The 17,813-nt window shown below is 66.2% G+C and carries 14 protein-coding genes; 4 read left to right on the top strand and 10 right to left on the bottom strand.

The genetic code is table 11. The features are described from left to right. Positions 1-1,168: 1,168 nt before the first annotated feature. The gene (locus SPMU_RS09740; protein ID WP_245832995.1) at positions 1,169-2,137 is read right to left on the bottom strand and encodes a fatty acid desaturase; all 969 of its coding nucleotides are present in this window, start codon (positions 2,135-2,137) and stop codon (positions 1,169-1,171) included. A gap of 437 nt (positions 2,138-2,574) precedes the next feature. Between SPMU_RS09740 and SPMU_RS09735 the strand changes: the two genes are divergently transcribed. The 3 genes from SPMU_RS09735 (at position 2,575) to rpsU (ending at position 4,121) form a co-directional block, all read left to right on the top strand. After that, positions 2,575-2,877, top strand: a complete 303-nt coding sequence (locus tag SPMU_RS09735; RefSeq protein ID WP_088333640.1) for an alkylphosphonate utilization protein — start codon at positions 2,575-2,577, stop codon at positions 2,875-2,877. A 331-nt stretch (positions 2,878-3,208) separates the two neighbouring features. Further along, a complete protein-coding gene (locus SPMU_RS09725; protein WP_088333638.1) occupies positions 3,209-3,712 on the top strand; it encodes a ferritin-like domain-containing protein in 504 nt (167 codons plus the stop codon). Between the two features lie 208 nt (positions 3,713-3,920). Further along, entirely contained in the window at positions 3,921-4,121 is a 201-nt protein-coding gene (gene rpsU, locus SPMU_RS09720; protein ID WP_088333637.1) for a 30S ribosomal protein S21, read from the top strand. Between the two features lie 184 nt (positions 4,122-4,305). On the opposite strand, the gene SPMU_RS09715 is transcribed toward rpsU, so the two are convergent. The 8 genes from SPMU_RS09715 to tssK all read right to left on the bottom strand — a co-directional run bounded on the left by SPMU_RS09715 (position 4,306) and on the right by tssK (position 15,594). Next, positions 4,306-4,728: a GNAT family N-acetyltransferase gene (locus tag SPMU_RS09715; protein ID WP_088333636.1), complete on the bottom strand. Its 423-nt coding sequence runs from the start codon at positions 4,726-4,728 to the stop codon at positions 4,306-4,308. A gap of 107 nt (positions 4,729-4,835) precedes the next feature. After that, on the bottom strand, positions 4,836-6,143 hold the full coding sequence (locus SPMU_RS09710) for an Hsp70 family protein (RefSeq protein ID WP_088333635.1): 1,308 nt from the start codon (positions 6,141-6,143) through the stop codon (positions 4,836-4,838). A gap of 228 nt (positions 6,144-6,371) precedes the next feature. After that, on the bottom strand, positions 6,372-8,204 hold the full coding sequence (locus SPMU_RS09705) for a serine/threonine-protein kinase (protein ID WP_088333634.1): 1,833 nt from the start codon (positions 8,202-8,204) through the stop codon (positions 6,372-6,374). Then, positions 8,201-8,956 (bottom strand): PP2C family protein-serine/threonine phosphatase, encoded by a 756-nt coding sequence (locus SPMU_RS09700; RefSeq protein WP_088333633.1) that lies wholly within the window; start codon positions 8,954-8,956, stop codon positions 8,201-8,203. Before SPMU_RS09700 ends, SPMU_RS09705 begins: the two co-directional genes overlap by 4 nt. Continuing rightward, positions 8,953-9,387, bottom strand: coding sequence for a type VI secretion system-associated protein TagF (gene tagF / locus SPMU_RS09695; protein ID WP_169715672.1), 435 nt, complete (start codon positions 9,385-9,387; stop codon positions 8,953-8,955). Before tagF ends, SPMU_RS09700 begins: the two co-directional genes overlap by 4 nt. Continuing rightward, positions 9,384-12,902 carry a type VI secretion system membrane subunit TssM gene (gene tssM, locus SPMU_RS09690; RefSeq protein WP_088333631.1) on the bottom strand — a complete coding sequence of 1,173 codons (3,519 nt, stop codon included), beginning with the start codon at positions 12,900-12,902 and terminating at the stop codon, positions 9,384-9,386. Before tssM ends, tagF begins: the two co-directional genes overlap by 4 nt. Next, positions 12,902-14,260, bottom strand: a complete 1,359-nt coding sequence (gene tssL, locus SPMU_RS09685) for a type VI secretion system protein TssL, long form (RefSeq protein WP_245832992.1) — start codon at positions 14,258-14,260, stop codon at positions 12,902-12,904. Before tssL ends, tssM begins: the two co-directional genes overlap by 1 nt. Further along, positions 14,257-15,594 (bottom strand): type VI secretion system baseplate subunit TssK, encoded by a 1,338-nt coding sequence (tssK, locus tag SPMU_RS09680; RefSeq protein WP_245832989.1) that lies wholly within the window; start codon positions 15,592-15,594, stop codon positions 14,257-14,259. The genes tssL and tssK overlap by 4 nt, the downstream gene beginning before the upstream one ends. 115 nt (positions 15,595-15,709) lie before the next feature. On the opposite strand from tssK, the gene SPMU_RS09675 reads away from it, so the two are divergent. Further along, on the top strand, positions 15,710-17,026 hold the full coding sequence (locus SPMU_RS09675) for a M23 family metallopeptidase (RefSeq protein WP_169715671.1): 1,317 nt from the start codon (positions 15,710-15,712) through the stop codon (positions 17,024-17,026). Here the strand turns inward: SPMU_RS09675 and SPMU_RS09670 are convergent. Next, positions 16,995-17,813: a CPBP family glutamic-type intramembrane protease gene (locus tag SPMU_RS09670; RefSeq protein ID WP_088333630.1), complete on the bottom strand. Its 819-nt coding sequence runs from the start codon at positions 17,811-17,813 to the stop codon at positions 16,995-16,997. The genes SPMU_RS09675 and SPMU_RS09670 overlap by 32 nt on opposite strands.

The following is a 17,813-nucleotide window of genomic DNA, read 5'->3' as shown; positions in this document are numbered from 1 at the left end:
GTAACAAAGGACATACAGGTCAGGCTTGGCTTTAACCGAGAAACCGACACCCTGAGGTTGCCGGACCCGGAGCCGCCGCCCACATGTCCCTTCATCTAAACCAACAATGTCAAAGAGCGACAAAAACCGACGCCTCGACCTACCCCATCTTACCGGGGCGACCATGGCGCCTTGTTTTCGCTAACCACTCCAGCAGCCCGTCCAGGCCACCGCTGCGGTGAAACCCATCTAGGGAACACTCACCCAACCGTCAAACACTTTTTGCAACTTTCTTACACACACCCCAAAAAACTACGCTTTCCCGCCAATCCCGCCTTGCCCACTCGTCACACACATGTAGCGAATCAGACCGCCCGGCCGAGTACTTCACCAGCAGAAGCACTCTTTTAGAAGCCTACTTGATCAGTTGGTCGCGAGGGTGGGCATGGTCGACTAGAACGGCTCAGCGCCCTTGCGGACCAACGTGGCTGTAAGGCCGGCGAAGCTGTCACAGTTGACGTTTGGTGCCCGGCCGCCTTCCCGTTGCATTTCGCACATCGGTCAGACAACGTGCCGGACCACTATTGGTCCTCGCGCCCCAAGAAAGGAGTCAGTCCCCGTAGGATCCCGTGCCGCTAGATCCAGCTCATCAGAGAGAGCAATTGCAGCGCAACACTGATCCAGAACAGGGCGACGAGAGCGAGCGCTCCAGCGAAACCGGGATGAAGGCCGGTACCCGTCGTGACGCGGGTTGCGCGCGCGCTTGCTGAATAGTGGTCCTGCACCAAGCCATCCTCTCAATCGCGCGAAGCGCAGAGAAGGTATGTACCGATGTGCCATTATGATCAAAACGTAGGGATTATACTACATGGTACATTCGAGGGGCGCGGGGGACTGCGATACCACTCCAGCGTACCGGAGATGCCGCGCAAACCATTCATGCGGACGCCCCGGTCCATCAGGTCGCATGCCGTCGCGCTATCATGCCGTTCACGGCCGAGTTGCCGACGCCAATCAGCACTCTGTGCGTCCTGAGTTGCACCAGACGAGATCGTACTGATCGTGCCACCCTTGCCGTCGCTCGCCGGCTTAGGCTCGATCCGCCACACGCCGACAAGGACGCGAGGGGATGGCTAGTGATCAGAATGCCGTCGGTAACCAAGGCAACATTGCACGCTGGAGAAGCGGGCTAGCTCGCTCGGCGGCTTGTTGCGGCCGACTCCATTCGAACACGCGCATCGCGGAACGACACCAAACGACCGGCCGCTTCATCCCACAAGACGAGCCTGATCGACCGCAAGCTTTGGCGGAACGTCAAGCGGTTGATCTCTGCAAGCTCGGGTCGGGCATCAAGCGCTGCAGGAAGGCGGTAGAAGGGGATGTTGCTGCACAGGTGGTGGATGTGATGCATGCCAATATTTGCGGTGAACCAGCGTAGCACGCCGGGCAGTACGTAGTGCGAGCTTCCGAGTAGCGCGGCTTCGTGAAAGGCCCAATCCTTACCTTTGCTCCAGTGCGTCTGCTCGAACTGATGCTGCACGTAGAACAGCCATACGCCCGCGGAGCTTGCTATCAAGATAATCGGTAGTTGGATCAGCAAGAAAGCTCGCCAGCCAACCAGCGCGATCAGACCTGCGGAGATCACCGCGATCGCGCAGTTCGTTCCCATGGCACTAAGCCATGGCCCCCGCCCCTCACGCATGTGACCGAGCGGGAGTCGGTACCGCAGGAAGAATAGCCACGCGGGGCCAAGCCCGAACATTACGGCGGGATTGCGATACAGGCGGTAGCGGAGACGGCCCCAAAAGCTAAGTTCTCTAAACTCACGCACAGTGAGTGTATCGACATCGCCCGTGCCGCGCCGGTCGAGGTTGCCCGTGCCAGCATGGTGCGCCGCGTGCCCTCGGCGCCAAAGGTCATAAGGGCTTAGCGTCAGCACACCGATGCAGCGCCCTACCCAGTCGTTTGCGCGGCGGCCTTTGAAAAAGGCGCCGTGCCCGCAATCGTGCTGAATCAAGAACAAGCGCAGGAGAAAGCCGGCCGCGGGAAGCGCCAGGAGCAGCGTGATCGCGTAATGCACGTCCAGCGAGAGCCACATCAGAAACCAGAGCAGTGCCAGCGGGGCGGCACTTACCGCGAGCTCAATGAAACCGCGCACATTGCTCGGCTGACGAAAAGTGGCGAGATGACGTGCGATCTCCCGGAGGTCGCGCGGCTCGCTCCCGGGGATGCGACTTGTTCCTGATGACTTCGCGGCATTCGATGACATGATTCGAACTGGACCTGACTTCGTCAAAGCGCGTGCGCGTAGGGTGGAACCCGCCGTGCCATTGTCGCCATGACGCTGATGGAGAAGAAGGTAACGATCAGTGTGCCCATTAAGATGCTTCGGCTCGGCTCATGTTACCGGTCGGTTCAACAACTTAGCCGCTGGTGGACGCCTAGCAGCCCTCAGCGACGATCGTGTTACGAGACGAAGATCCAGTCGCGGAGGTTCACAGGTCCGTCAAGGGTCTGCGATCGGGCCAAGCAGACGTGACGGCGTGGTGGCTCACGAGGTAAGAGCGGCATCCCCGAGGCAAAGCAGGAAGCAGCATGTCCGACGACGATTATGTCTATGACGAAGATACCGGTGAGTGGGTTTCGGCAGCCGAGTTGTTCGCCAAGCGTGAGCTCGCCGGGCAAGTCGAGGTACGCGATGCGGTCGGCAATCTGCTCGCCGACGGCGATCAGGTCACGCTCATCAAGGATCTCGACGTAAAAGGCGCCGGGCAGACGCTGAAGCGCGGCACGCTTATCAAGTCGATCCGGTTGACGGGCGACCCGCAGGAGATCGACTGCCGCTACGAAGGGATCAAAGGCCTCGTGCTCCGCGCCGAGTTCGTCCGCAAACGCTGACAAACGCCGAAATCGGCCACGTCGCTCGGAGCAGCGATCATCGCGCCGAACGATGCGCCTCACGGATCACGCGCCAGAGTCGTCCAGCACGTTGCCTGCTGCGATCTGCTACCGCTGTTGCAAGGCACACTTGCCGTAGAGGCCATTGCGCCGCGCGACTCGCCCCTCCGGCCATGCCGCGAGGCGGCGCATCGCTTTATCCGAACCCCAAATCGGAGCGATCTTGCGCTCGCGACGGGCCCGGATGGCGTCAACGCACGTTCCTGCAGCGACCATCACCAGCTGGCACGCGCCGGCGAAGCGGCTGGTCTCAGCATTGGAAGGATTGCGCATGTCGACTCCCGAGGATCTCCAGGAAATCTACACGGACGAGTTGAAGGACCTGTGGTCGGCCAACGACCAGATGCAGAAGGTGCTCAAGAAAATCGCCGGCAAGGCAAGCGATCCGGCGCTGAAGGAAATGCTGGGCAAGTCTCTCGAGGGCATCGCCAAGCACACCGATGTCGTGAAAGAGCTGATCGCCGGGCAGGACGAGAAGGTCTCCAAGGAGCATTGCAAGGGCATGGAGGGTCTGGTGGCCGAAGCCACCAAGCACGTGCTTGAGGAAGGACCCAAGAAGGGCCCGCTCCTCGACGTTCTGATCATCGCGCAATACCAGCGGATGACCCATTACGGCATCGCCGGCTTCGGCACGGCCGCGGCCTACGCCGAGGCTCTTTCCTTGAAGGACGACAGCAAGAAGCTGAACCAGGCCACCAAGGAGATCTACGGCGGCGACGAGTATATGACCAAGCTCGCCGAAACGTCGGTCAATCTGCAGGCAGAAGACGCCTGAGGGACGTTGCTCGCTCGGCTGAACCCGAGCGAGCACCAACCCCGTACGACCATGGATTTTTGTTCCGTCGTTCAATGGGACGGACAATTAGTGGTTGCGAAAAGGTGTGAAACAGCGGCTTACCGCCAGACAGGCGCGGGCGCCTGCTTGATTCCTCACGGAGGTGAGCGCCTCCTGCCGCATTGAAAGCGTGGAAAGCCGAGAGAAGATGCAAATCATTGTTCGTGACAACAACGTCGACCAGGCACTCCGCGCGCTGAAGAAGAAGCTGCAGCGTGAGGGCGTTTACCGCGAAATGAAGCTTCGCCGGCATTATGAGAAGCCCTCGGAAAAGCGTGCGCGCGAGCATGCGGCCGCTGTCAGCCGCGCCCGCAAAGCCGATCGCAAGCGCGCCGAACGGGATAGCTGACACTTCCCCCGGGGACCGGGTTGCCGGTTTCAGGGCGGCGCCAAGGTCTCTTCGGCACCGGACAATTGCTCATCCAAGCACGGCGCCGTGCCGTGATGTCGGCCGTTCGCTCTGGAGCATGCAGCGGCGACTGAGTGGACGAGAATCTGTCCACTTCGAAGCGCGGCTGACGGGAAAGCAGCCGTTACGAGAACCGTTTGCGCAGGAAGAATCGCTTCTGCCCGACGGGATGGTCGTCGAGCGTGCCGAAGACCTCATAGCCCAGCTTTTCATAGAAGCCGCGCGCTTGGAACTCGAAGGTGTCGAGCCAGACGCCGATACAACCGTTGGCACGGGCGATGCTCTCGGCTTGCTCCAAGAGCGCCCTTCCGTGGTTTGCACCGCGGTGTTCCTCGGTCACCGCAAGCAGCTCCACGAAGAGCCAGTCAAAAGCGCATCTGCCCCACAGGCCGCCGACGTGCGCGCCGCCTTTGTCGGTCAACAACACGACCACGGGCTGGATGCGCGGATCGCTCGCTTGGCTTTGATTATAGGCGCGCAGCGGAGCGAGAACCGCCTCTCGGTGCGCCGCGGATGGCTCGTCGGGTATCGAGATGCGCAGCGTCATTGCGCGAGCCTATCTGAAACCGATCGGCGTTCAACGGCCGCTATCGGGTGTGGCGTGGCACTGGGTTACCGAAGCGGTCGCTCGTTCATCATCGGCAGGCCCAGTTGCTATGGCTGAGCCGCCCATTCTGCGGGGTTCTCCTGCCCGCCGATGAGGGCGAGCCCATGCGCGATGGAGGTCAGCTCGCCGCCAGTAGCGATCCGGTCGAGCCCGAACCGCCGCTCGAACATGGCACGGACAGAGGGGATCAACGAGGATCCGCCGGTCAGGAACACGCGGTCGATGTCATGTTCTGCAACACTCCCGCGGGCGAGCGCGACATCCAGGGCGGCCTCGATCCGCTGAAGATCTTCTGCAATCCATTCCTCGAAGTCGGCCCGGCGCACCTCGGCGGCGATGTGGACGCCCTCGCCCATGAACCGGAACTCCGCATGCTCGGCACTCGACAATTCGCGCTTGAGCCGTCCCACCGCGTCGTAGAGCGGAAAGCCCTGCTCATGCTCGATCAGCGCAATCATGCGGCCGATAGGCTCGGGCTCGATCGCATAGCGCTGAAGCCGGCGCAGTTCTTCCAGCGTCCGCCGGTTGCGCATCATGGCAAGACGTGACCAGTCCGCGAACTCGGCGAAGTAGCCGCCGGGTATGTCCAGCACCTTACCCATCGAGCGATATTGCCCGCCCCGGCCGAGCAGCGGCAGGACGAGCCGCTCCACGATGCGCCGGTCGAACCGATCGCCGGCGATGCCGACGCCCGACGATGCCAGCGGCACGCAGCGCCGGGAGACTCCGGGCTCCCCGACGTGCACGAGCGAGAAGTCGGTCGTGCCGCCGCCGAAATCAGCCACCAGGATCGTGGCGGGCTCGGTAAGCCGGGCGGCATAGCTGAACGCCGCGCCCAGCGGCTCGTGAACATAGACGATCTCTGCGCCGAACGCGCGAAACATCAGATCGTAGCGCTGGCGGGCGAGCGCCGGGTCAGCGCGGGCACCCGCATACTCGACCGGGCGCCCCACGACCACGCGGGCAGGCCGGCGGTCCAGCTGTCCCCCCGCATGGGCGACCAGTTTCTGGAGGAACAGCCTTCCCAGGTCCTCGAACCGGAGCGGCCGGTTGAAAATCATCGCCCTGTCGAAGAGCGGGCTCGCCGCCACCGTTTTGAACGATTGAACAAAGCGGCTGTCGAGCGGCGATTGGAGGTATTCGGCGGTCGCCCAAGGCCCCGCCTCATGCGCCACGCCGTTCCAGCCGGTTTCTTCCTCCCAGAAGCATAAGGCCGAGCGAAACACCGCGCCGGTTGCGTCCGCACCCGCAAACTCGAGGAGCCGTGAGTTCTCCACCCCGTCTGCGAGCGCCACGACCGTGTTGGTGGTGCCAAAGTCCAGCCCAAGGGCAGCGGCACCCCCGGAGTTGTCCACGATGTGCCTCCCCTAACCGAATAATCGCCAAAGGCGGGTTACGGCTCTTACGCCCGCCGGATCAAACCGCAACTGCTGCCGAGCCAAGGCCTCGCAACTCTAGCCCTAGGCGGGCGAAAAGCGGTTTGATGTTTCGTGTTCGCGTAGGCCATTCGGACAAAGCCGTTGATCATGGTAGCTCAACAAACTCAAAGTTCGTCGTCCTCCCGCGGCCATCATTCAGCAACTTCAGTTCGCACGCCCCGCCTGCACTGACTCAAACCACACCATATCCGTCCGCCAGCCGCGTTCTCCCGCGAGCGTTGCGATGCGATTTCGCCACTCGCTGCCGCGGGCGCCCAAGTCTGGTGCGAGCGCGGCGGTGTCGAACGGACCCTTGCCGGTTACCAGCAGCAACCCGGACCAGCCGGCATGATCAAGATCGATCTGGAGGCGGTAACGGTCGCGGCCGAGGTCAGTGATCGGCACGCCGTTGCGTGAGGCGCGCACCTGATCGAGGAAGGCGGCACGGCTGGGAATCACCATGTCGATGCGGCCGGATGGCTCGAGGCCCAGCAGCGCGAAGTCGAGCGACGGATCGGCAATGGCGATGCCGACGATAGCGTTGGCGGCAACCCGCCCGGCATAAGCCGAATCGGCCGGCTGCGGACGCATTGCGAAGCGACGCTGCGGCACTGACAGACGGCTCGCGCCCGTCGCCCGGATCTGGCGAAACGCGTCGAGCGCGGCGCAGCCAGCCGGGGTGATCAGCGATACGTCGGCGAAATCGATGGCACGTGCATCGCTGCCCGCGCCGCGCAGCGCCGCGGCGATCTCGCCCTGCGCCTGCGCTGGATTACCTGCCACGCCAGCCAGCGCCACGTCGATCCCGCCCGCGCGCTCGGCGATATTGGTGATGCTCAGCCACGTGCACCCGACTGAGGGCAGCGCCGCGTCGATCGCCGAACGCGCGCGCTGCATCGTATCGGACGCCGGCGCAGCGTTGGTGGCGGGCTGCTCGCCCGGGCGCAACGCGAACAAGGCCACAACAACGAGCAGCACCGCCACAACTGCGCCGACCGCGATCCAGCGCACTGGCAGCGGCTGCGGCGAAAGCGCATCTACGTCGCGCAACGCCGCAAGCACCGCTTCCATGTCGCGGAAGCGATCGGCCGGATCGACCTTCACCATCCGCGCCACGATGGGACGCAGCGCGGCGGGTAGTGCGGAGAGGTCGAACCCCGCCCGTCTCTTGTCCACCGCATCGACCAGCGTACCGCCCAGCCCGAGATCGGCGCCGCGCGCCACCGCCAGTATCACCAGCCCGAGGCTGTACACGTCGGTCCATGGACCCAGCGAGCGGTCGTAATCGCCCAACTGCTCGGGCGCGACATAGCCCAGCTTGCCCGCAAACCCGTCGCCGACAATCGTCTTGCTGCCGGGGTCGAGATCCTTGGCGATACCGAAGTCGATCAGCTTCGCGCGCGTCAGATCGTCGCCGGCAAGCAGCACATTATCCGGAGACACGTCGCGGTGGATCGCGCCGAGCCGGTGCGCCGCTGCTAGCCCTGAGGCGAGCCGGCGGAGCAGGCCCGTAAGCGCCGCGGGATCGGGCCGCAGTGTACCAAGTCGGTCCGACAGCGCCGTTCCGTCGATATATTCGGTAACGATGTAGAAGACGCCCAGCTCAGGATCAGTCGCCGCGCCGCGATAGTGCACCACCGCCTCATGGTGCAGCCGTGTCAGCGTCTGCGCCTCGCGACGGAACAACGCGATCACATTGGGGTCCGCCGCCAGCGCGGGGAGCATCACCTTGATCGCGACGCGCTCGTCGGTGGCGAGGCTGGTGCCTTCGAACACCTCGCCCATCCCACCGCGCGCAATGAAGCGGCGTACCGAGAACATGTGGTTGAGCGTGTCGCCGGCCTTGATCCCGCCGCTGCCTGGTGGCGGCGCGCCGGGAGCACGCGGGGAGTTGAAGACGGTACGCTCGCCCTCCGACTCGTCCGGCAGGCGCGGGTGATAGACGGTGCGATCGTCTTCCTCCCCATTTGCGTCCCGATTATCGGCCCCTGTATTCATCGCACTACACTATCGAGCGCTGCGCGGGTCGTCTCCTGCACAGTCACCAGAATGGCCGTGACATTATCGGGCGCGCCGGCCGCAAGCGCGGCGGCGATCAGCGCGTCCAACCCCGCCTGCCGATCAGGCAGCGCCATCAGCCGCCCGATCTCGGCTTCGTCCACGGTTCCCGTCAGCCCGTCGCTGCACAGCAAGAACACGTCGCCCTCCTGCGCCTCGTCCGATACCACGTCCACGGCCAGCCGGGCGCCGACCCCAACGGCGCGCGCCAGCACATGCCCGCGGGGATGGTGGCGCGCCGCCTCCTCCGAGATCAACCCGCGATCGACCATCTCCTGCACCTGGGTATGATCGCGCGTCAGCGGGTGAAGCAGCCCCTCGCGCAGCACATAGACGCGGCTGTCTCCTACCCAGAGCGCTGCGAAACTATAATCGCGCACCAACAGCGCGACCACGGTCGATCCCATCTGTTGCGTACGTCGTTGCGCTTCGGCCCAGATGCGGCGGTTGGCGCTGTGCACCGCATCCGCCACCGCCTGCGTCGCAGCGGGGAAGCCCTCTGGCAAGGTGAGGCTTTCCAGCGCCTGCACCACTGCATTCGAGGCCCAATCGCCATGCGCGTGTCCGCCCATACCGTCCGCCACCGCCCATAGCCCGATATCGCCACGATCGCAGAAGCGATCCTCGTTGACGGCACGCTTCAGCCCCGGATGCGTCGCAGCAACCGCGCGGGCGCGCAGACCGCCGGTCATGCCAGCATCGCCGTCAGGAGATCGGCAGGCCGCTCCCCTGCGCGCTCGGCCGCGTGACCGAACCATCGCGCGACCGGCCTCGCCGGCGCGGTCCCCGCCTCCTTGGCCAGACGATCGGCGCTCCAGCCCTCCGTGATCGCGGCGTAGAGCAGATCCTCCGCATCTTCAGCGTCGGACGACAGCAGCAGCACGGGATAGCGCCGACCGGCAGAATCCTGCGACGGCGCCAGCGCGCCCGTCACGCCATTGCCCTCCGCTCGCCACGGCTGCGCAACGTCGAACCGCTCCTCGAAATCCGCGCCATAAACATCGCGTGCGGCGAGCAGGGCGGCGGAGAGCCAGTCATCAAGCGCCACCCGCTCCACCGCCGCCATCCCGCGCGCGACGAAGTCGCCGTGCGCGGGCAGCTTGCCGAACACCCAGGCGCTCATAGGCTTCCCGGACAGCGGAACGACCATAGCCCCGCGCGGCTGAACGGGTTGCGCTTGCTAGGCAACGCGATGGCAAGCGTCACCGCGGCATTGCCCTCACCGAAGGTCGCGCGCACCATCTGCTCGCCAGCGTTGCGCTTCTCCGCCTTGTCCATCAACCGGAACAATGCCCATGGCCCCTCAGCCTCGATCCGCTCCATCTCCGGCCCAAGCGGCACATCATTGGTGTTCCCCGCCACGCCCGCCGGGCCGTAGATAACCAGCGACGCCTCGGGCAGGCCGCCAGTGGCTGACCACAGCAGCGGTTTCGGCTGGTTGCTCCCCGGCGTGAAGCGATAGCGCGTACCGCCGCTCGACAGCTCAACCGTGCCTACGCCGGCACCGAAGCTCGCCACCTGCACCTTGATCGGCAGGCCGCCGGCAAGCAGATCACGCAACTCCACCGTGCGCGCGAATGCCTCGGGCGAGGACGGGTTAAGTGCGCCGGCCACCGGATCATCCTCGCGCCAACGCCACACCGGGCCTTCCGTGTCGATCATCGACGCCAGCCGCGTTCGCACGAATTGATCGACCACGCCGCCCATGCCGAACACGCGCAGCGTCTCAGCCATCGGCGCGTCCGGCGCATCGCCCGCGAAGAAAGGGTAGTGCTCCTGGGCAACCTCCTTGCACGCCGGAAGGACAGTCTTGGCGTAAGCGTCAGTCACTGCGCCGCTCGCCGCGCCGATCTGCGCCGCCGCGCCGCCGCCCGCCGCCTCGTTTACGAACGACTGAAGCTGCGGCGGCGCGCCCGCGGCAGACGCCTTCACGGTGGCCAGCGCCGCCGCCATTGACGCCTGCGTCGCCTCCGACCCGCCGCCGCCGCCCACCGACTGCGCCGCGATTACCGCCTGCCCCGCCGCCTTGATCCCTGCGACGAACTCATCGATCGGCGCCGACCCGCGCCCGTCGCCAACATATTCGTGGACGCTCTCGAAATAGGCGGTGATCTCGTCCCCTGCATCGAGTCCGCGCGCCCGATCGCGCCCGATCTCGTCGGCGACACGGCCTAGGCGCGATCGGTTCATGCCATAGCGCCCCGCCTTCTTGAGCCCCGCCTGCACCCCGCCAGCGAACACGGTATTCTTGCGCAGCTCCAGCAACACGCGCTTCATCGGCGATGGGCTCTTGGTGAAGGCGCCGAACGCCGCCGGGTTCTGGAAATAAGCCCCCGGCTTCATCACCGCGATCACCCCATCCCACGCCGCGATATAATCCTTGGCGTAGAGCCCGGCGACACCCGGCCGCACGTTGGAGAGTTCCTCGCCCACGCCAGCCTCCTCGGCCCCGCCGAGCACCCACAGGTCGCGCTTGAGATCCTGCTGCACCGTGGCAAGGCCGGGCAGATACGCCTTCTCGTATCCAGCCCGCGTAAAGAAATAGGGGATGCGATAGTCCGCAACCGCATCGGGCGCGGCAAAGGCGAGCACATCGCCCTGCGACAGGATGTTTGCCGCCTCCCAAGCCGGCCCGGCGGCCGCCGCCTTCTGCCGCATCACGGCATAGGCACGGTCCGCGAGGCTTAGCGTCTGCACCGCGGCGCGTGCCGAGGCGACAAGATTAGCGTCGAGCGGCGGCTTGCGGTTCGGCCATACCGAGGCGAGGTCGCGGTCCTCCAGCAGGGCATCGAGGTGCCGTGTCAGCGCGGTGCGCTCGGCTTGGCTGTCTGCACCCGGATACAGCTCGTCCGCCCAGTCGCCCGTCACCCAGGCTTTCACGGCCTTGGCATCCATCGGGCCCCGCTGGCCCAACATCAGATAGACCTTGAGCGGTTCGTACAGCCGCATCGGATCGTTGCCGTATGCCGTCATCACCGCTTCCAGCCGCAGCAACAGGCGCGGCAGCATGATCCGCCGCAAGGCAGCGCGATACGTCTCCTCCGCCTGGTTGCTGAGGCTGCGCTGGTAGAGGCCAAAGGTCATCATGAGCGGCGGACCACCCGCGCGCCGTTCGGCATAACCGCGCGGCAGATTGCGCAACGTGTCCAGCGCTGGCAGTGCCGCCCGCAGATCGGCGTCGTCCTCGCGCACTTGCACCAGATCGACCCCCGCCTCGCGCAGCTGCCGCTCGGCCACTGCCGCTCGCTCGGCGACATCGTTCTGGAACGCCCGGTTGCGCCCGTAGCTGATCCCCCAAGCCGCCAGCACCAAAGCGGTTGCGACGCCAATCGCCGCCAGCGCGCCGATCAACTGTGCGCGCCGCCGCGTCTTCGCCTTGAGATCGGTCGAAACGAGCCCCGCCTCGGGGAACATCACCTCGGTCAGCAGCCGATTGAGGAAATAAGCGCGGCTGCGCGTCTCCACCGCGCCGCCGCCGACCGGCGCTTCATAAACCTCGCCCATCGCGGCGAGGATCCGGTCCAGCGGCGCACCTTCCTGCACCCCGCTGGTCAGATAGAAGCCGCGCAGCTGCGCCGGCGCCTCATCACCCGCGACGAACGCGCCCTCCGCGAAGCGCATCAGCCGCGCACGTAGGGATCGCAGCTGCGCCGGGAAGCCGAGCATCATGCCGCGGCGACGCTGGTCGACTTCCTCGAACAGCCGGCGCGCCTGGCGATCGTGGATCGCCTGAGCGGACGTATCAAAGGCCTGCGCCAGCGCCTCGGCACTCGGCCGACCTTCGCCGTAGGGCAATGTCGCGCCGAGTACCGCGCGGCGGCCCTCGACGTCGAGATCGTCGAAATAGGCGTCGAAGCCGGCGAGCAGATCGGCCTTGGTGACGATGAGGTACACCGGCACCGCCGTCTCCAGCGTGCGGCGGAGCTCCACCAGCCGCCGGCGCACCGCGCTCGCATGCGCGTCGATCGCGGCGCAATCGCTGCCGACCAGCAGGTCGACGCCCACCGCCACGATGATTCCGTTGATCGGCTGCGCCGGGCGGCTCTTCTTCAGCAGCGACAGGAAGGAGGCCCAGCCCGCGGCATCAACCGTCGCATCGGAGTCCTGCGTCGTATATCGGCCCGCGGTATCGACAAGCACCGCCTCGTCGGCGAACCAGAAATCGAGATTGCGCGTGCCGCCGACGCCCTTCACCGCCTGCTCAACGAACGGGAAGCGAAGGCCGGAATGCAGCAGCGCGGTCGTCTTGCCAGCACCCGGCGGCCCAATGATCACATACCACGGCCGGCTGTAGAGATAATCGCGCTTGTTGCCCGAGGCGGCGCGCAGCTTGGTCAGCGCCTCGCCCATCCGGGTGCCGAGCGCGCGCCCTTCCTCCTCTGCCGCGTTCGGCCCGGCAAGTTCCATGGCGATCGCATCGGCGCGCTTCTTCGCCTGCCGGCGCCGCAATCCCCACCACAGCCCCCATAGCAGGACAATGATCACCACGCCGGTGATCCGCACGCTCCACGGCCGCCAGAATGCGAAAAACCACGGCAGCGCGAAGACGACGATCAGCGCCAGGATTAGCGCCGTCGTCAGCGTGACGGTGTACCAATTGGACAGGAACCGCCCGAGCGCGAAGAAGAACCGCCGCATCAGTAGCGCCTCGGCACGATGATCTCGACCCGCCGGTTCTGCGATTTGCCCGCGGGTGTGTCGTTCGATGCGATGGGCACGCTTTCCCCCAGCCCCTTGGTCGAGACGCGCGACGGATCGGTCAGGTCGCTGCGGATTAGTTTTCCGACCGTCTCGGCGCGCGCTTCGGAGAGCGCCATGTTATCCGGGAAGCGCACCGTCGCGACGCGATCGTTGTCGGCATGGCCCTCGATCAGCACAGATCCGCGCTCCGCCTCGATCGCGCGGCCGATGCGGTGAAACAGGGTTTCGCGCCCCGCTTCCAGTTCGTCCGACCCGGACTCGAACAATTGCCCCACGGTGGTGCGCACGCGCACCGTCTGCGCATCCTCCTCCACCGTCACCAGCCCCTCGCGAATCTCCGGCTCCAGGAAGCGGGCGATGCGCGAGGCCTGCTCGCTTTGCTGAGCCGCCATTTCCGCGGCCGGTCGCGACAGCGTCAGCCGCGTATCGGGGTTGAGCGCTGCGAGCCGATCGGTCGGCAGGTCACCGCTCGACGCCAGCATCAGCCGCAGGACGGCATAGACCAGAACCAGCAGCGCCAGTGCGCCCGCCGCGGCCAGCGCCAGCACGTTCAGCCCGATCCGCGCCGCCGGCGCCTTCTCGCCGCGCCAGTTGGGCACCAATTCGATCTGCGAGAGCGAGCGCACGTGCGGCAGCGCGCCGTGCAGCCGCGTCATGATCTCCTGCAAGCGCCGCCGCCCGTCCGGCATCACGCGGAAGCGGCCCTCGAACCCGGCAGCGAGACAAGCGTGAAAAAGCTCGATCAGATCAAGATTGTCGCTCGGCACGCGCAGCATGTCGTCGACCAGCTGCCAGAAGCGGTCGCCGCCGATATTTTCATGAAAGAATTGCACCACCATCGATCGGCGTGCCCATTCGGCGCCATCGGTGCCGATGCCGGGCAGGTTCTGCGCCACGTCGTCGGCCGTCGCGCAGACGGCATATTTGGCGCGCTGTCGCTTTTCCTCGGGATAATGCAGCCCGATCGCCCGCTCAAAGGTCGCGATCGCCTTCGAGCATTCGCGGTGGAACTCCGGCATTGGCATCCGCACACGCCCGGCGCGCACGGCGGCGAGCAAGGCGAGCACCGGCTCCGCCTCGGCCAGCATGACGTTGCGGATACGCGGCGGCGTCGCCGGCAGCGGCACGTCATCGTCGCTCAGCCGCGTCGGCGCAACAGGCGCATGGCCGGTCCGCGACAGCGGCGGCGGCGCGCCATAGCCACCCTCGCCTGGCGATCCCGCGCCGCGCTTCAGCCCCTGCAGCGGAGAGGGGCGGAACACCGTCTTGTCGCCGTCATCCCCCCCGTTGCTCATCTGGCGCTCCGCTTCACGCACCAATACTCCAGCTTCAGCCCCGGCCAGTCACCCGCGACATGCAGGCCAAGCGCCGTGGCCGTGGCGAAATCCTGCCAGTCGGGCGCGCCGCGATCGAGCTCGAAATAGACGAATCCCGGCAGCACGCGGAGCTGCGGCGGCGGCGTTGGCGTGTGGCGCAGCGGCACGCCGGGAAGCGCCGAATCGACGATCTGCCGCATCTTCTGCACCGACCCGATCTTGGCGACCGAGGGGAACAGGCTGCGGATCTCCTCCACCGGCGCAGCGGCGGCGACCGCCAGGTAGAAATACCCGGTTTGATACAGATTGTTGTCGGTGATGCGCGAAACGTAGGCGCCCGGCCCCGCCTGATCGAGCGGCAACTGGATCGCATTCCGCTCGAACACCGCGGACAGCATCGATTGCAGCAAATCGAACACCGGCTCGAAACAGGTCTGCGGATCGACATGGTCGTAGCGCGGCAGCGGCGGTGCGCGCCGCTCGGGGCGGATCAGCGTCGCCAGTTCGCCCGCCATTGAAATCAATGTCTCGTACAGGCGCTCGGGATGAACCATCGGGAGATGCTGCAGATGATCCAGCACTGGCATCCAGCGATTGAGCGCCTGAAGCAGCAGGAAGCCGGTGAACGTGTCCTGCCCGCCGTCGGTGGCCTCCACCGCGCGTAGTGCCAATTCTCCCGCGCGCTGCGCCGCGCGCCCGATGATGTCCGAAAGCCCCGCACGCAGCCGCGTCGCCGCAGCGAAGTCCAGCGTCGACGGGATGTAGCGATCGTCGAGCATAAGTTTCTTGTTGTCGACCTCGCGCACCCGTGCGAGGCCCAGCGTCACGCGGCCATAGGTCTGGTCACGCGTCACGCCAAAGCGCAGGTTCGGGCGGGCTAGCCCGATCGGCTCGCTTGTCCGGTCGCTTGAATAGGCGTCGATCACCTCGGCATCGTCGACCAGAAAGCGCGCATCCAGACTGTCGGTCTCGGCATCGCGAAACTGCACCGCGCCCGCCTGCCGCGCGGGCAGCGTCAGCGAGACGAGCGCATCGCGCGCATCATCGGGCACATCGAGCGGCGGCGGCGGCGGCATGTCCTCGGGGATGGCGAAGGGCGTGCCATCGGGCATGACGCCGACCGCACGTGCGATCGCGAACTTGCCCAAGGCGGCGAGATCGTCGTCGAGCACCAGCTCGGTCAGCCCCCAGGGCCACGGCCGCACGCCGCCCACGCGCGCGTTGAGCTGCGCCTCGATGTGCCGGTCCTGCGCCTGGAAATGCTGCGGCCGCAGGAACATTCCCTCGGACCACGCGACCCTGTTCTTGTCCACGTCTCGTCAGCCCCCCAAACCCGACACCGCACCGCGGCCAGTTGTCAAAACGCGCCGCCCCGGCAATAGCTTTCCTGCCGGCACCGCGCTGGTGCAAGACCAGAACGGAACCGGCGTGTACGACCGCAACGATCCGGAGCCATCCTTCGATCCCCGCTCGTGGGGCACCGCACCGCCGGCTGCACCGGCGACGGCCGCACCGATGTCGTCGCCTACCAAGGTCTCGAAGCCGCGAACCTTACCCACAGGCGTGGCCCTCGCGATCGCCGCCGCGGGCGCAATCGCCGCGTACACCGCGCGCGCGCCGCAGCAGCCTCAACCCACGCCGACGGCCACCGCCAGCCCGGCTCAAGCGATCGATCAGCGCACGCTCAACGTGCCCGGGCCGGCCAGCATCGCCGCGAGCCTCACCGCCCTGGGCGTGACGCAGACTGATGCTGACACGGCCGGCACGCTCGCCATCGAAGAGCTCGCCGACACAACCGGCCCGTTGCGCCTGGAAGTATCGATCGCGCATACCCGCCTGCACGCGCTCACGGCGACGCATGCTGATGGCGGTGGCGTCGTCATCGAGCGCGACGCGAACGGCACGCTCGCCGCCAAGTCGCTGTCGGCGAAGCTCACCCGCCGCCTCACCTTCATACGCGGCGAGCTCGATGGCGAAAGCTTCTACAGCTCCGCTGTTGCCGCCGGCGTGCAGGACGTGCTGGTCGGCGCCTTTGCCAACGCCTTCCGTTACGATTTCGACATGCAGCGCGAAGTTTCCGCCGGTGACGTCTTCGAGGCGGGCTTCGAGGAGCGCGTCAATGCCGATGGCGAGCCGGTCGGTCCGGCGACGCTCGTCTATGCCTACCTTGCCACGCCCGCCAAGACGCGCGCCCTGTACCGCTACCAGCTCCCCGGTGCGCCGGAGGCAGAATGGTTCGACAGCAGCGGGCGCAGCAGCCGCCGCTCGCTGATGCGCACGCCGGTCGAGGCGGCGCGGGTCAGCTCGGGCTTCGGCATGCGGGGTCACCCGATCCTCGGCTTCCGAAAGATGCATCGCGGCACCGACTTCGCCGCGCCGACCGGCACGCCGATCTTCGCCGCTGGCGACGCCACCGTCACCTTTGCCGGCATGAAGGGCGCCAACGGCAATTTCGTGCGCCTGCACCACGCCAATGGCTGGGACACGCTGTATCTGCACATGAACGCGATCATGCCGGGCATCAGCCCTGGCACCCAGATCGCGCAGGGCACGCAAATCGGTGAGGTGGGCACCACCGGGCGCTCGACCGGGCCGCATCTCCATTACGAGATCCATGTTGACGGCGAGCCGGTCGATCCGCTTTCGATCGAGACGGCGGGCGGGCAGGCGATACCCGGAGGCCAGATGGCGGCGTTCCGCACGGCGCGCGATGCTATCGATGCGCGGCGCGCGGAGCCGCGCTGAATGACGGTTTCTGTTGGACGCTCCGCGGGAGTACGAAGCCAAGCGTCGCAGTAAGCGCAAAGGTCATCGCCCAACTCGCGTTCAGCCCCGTGTCCGATCCGCCCCAGCGCGCCGCGCCGACGAGGTCGAGATCGACGAGCGCGCCGAACGCGCCCGTGCCCGGATTCGGATCAAGCCCCAGCCCGAGCTGCTCCACCGCATTCCACGCCAGATGCGCCCCTGCGGCGGCACCAACCCCGCCGCGCAGTGCAAGGAGCCCGAAGAGCAACCCGCCCAGCAGCATGTTGGTGAGTTCAACGCCGTCCGTCGCGCCGAGCACCGCGTGCAGCAGCGCGAACGCTCCCGCTGTTGCCATCACGCCCGTCGCTGCGGCCGTTCCTCGTACCAGCAGCGGCTGAACATAGCCGCGGAACATCGCCTCCTCAGCCATCACCTGCACGCCAATCGATAACAGGCCGAGCGGCCACGCGCTGGTCACGGCAATGCCCCCGATGCTGAGCGTTCCGGCAACCGCGCAATAGGATACCGCCAGCGCGAGTGCCGCCAGTCCCAGCATCGCCCCCTGCCCGAAGGACCGAACGGACCAGCCCTCCAGCGTTCTCATCAGCCACGCCAGCCCGATCGCCACCGCCAGCATCGGTCCGAACACGAATAGCGAGAACAGGAACTCGCCCGCCGCGCCACCCGACGTGTCGGCTACACCTGCCGCAAGCGGCACGCTCAGCGCGAGCCAAGCCCAAACCAGCGCCACGCCGATCAGCGCCAATCCGATCGGCCGCGCGCGCAT

Source organism: Sphingomonas mucosissima (assembly GCF_002197665.1).
GTDB classification, from domain to species: domain Bacteria; phylum Pseudomonadota; class Alphaproteobacteria; order Sphingomonadales; family Sphingomonadaceae; genus Sphingomonas; species Sphingomonas mucosissima.
This window is presented reverse-complemented; position numbering and strand designations above follow the sequence as displayed.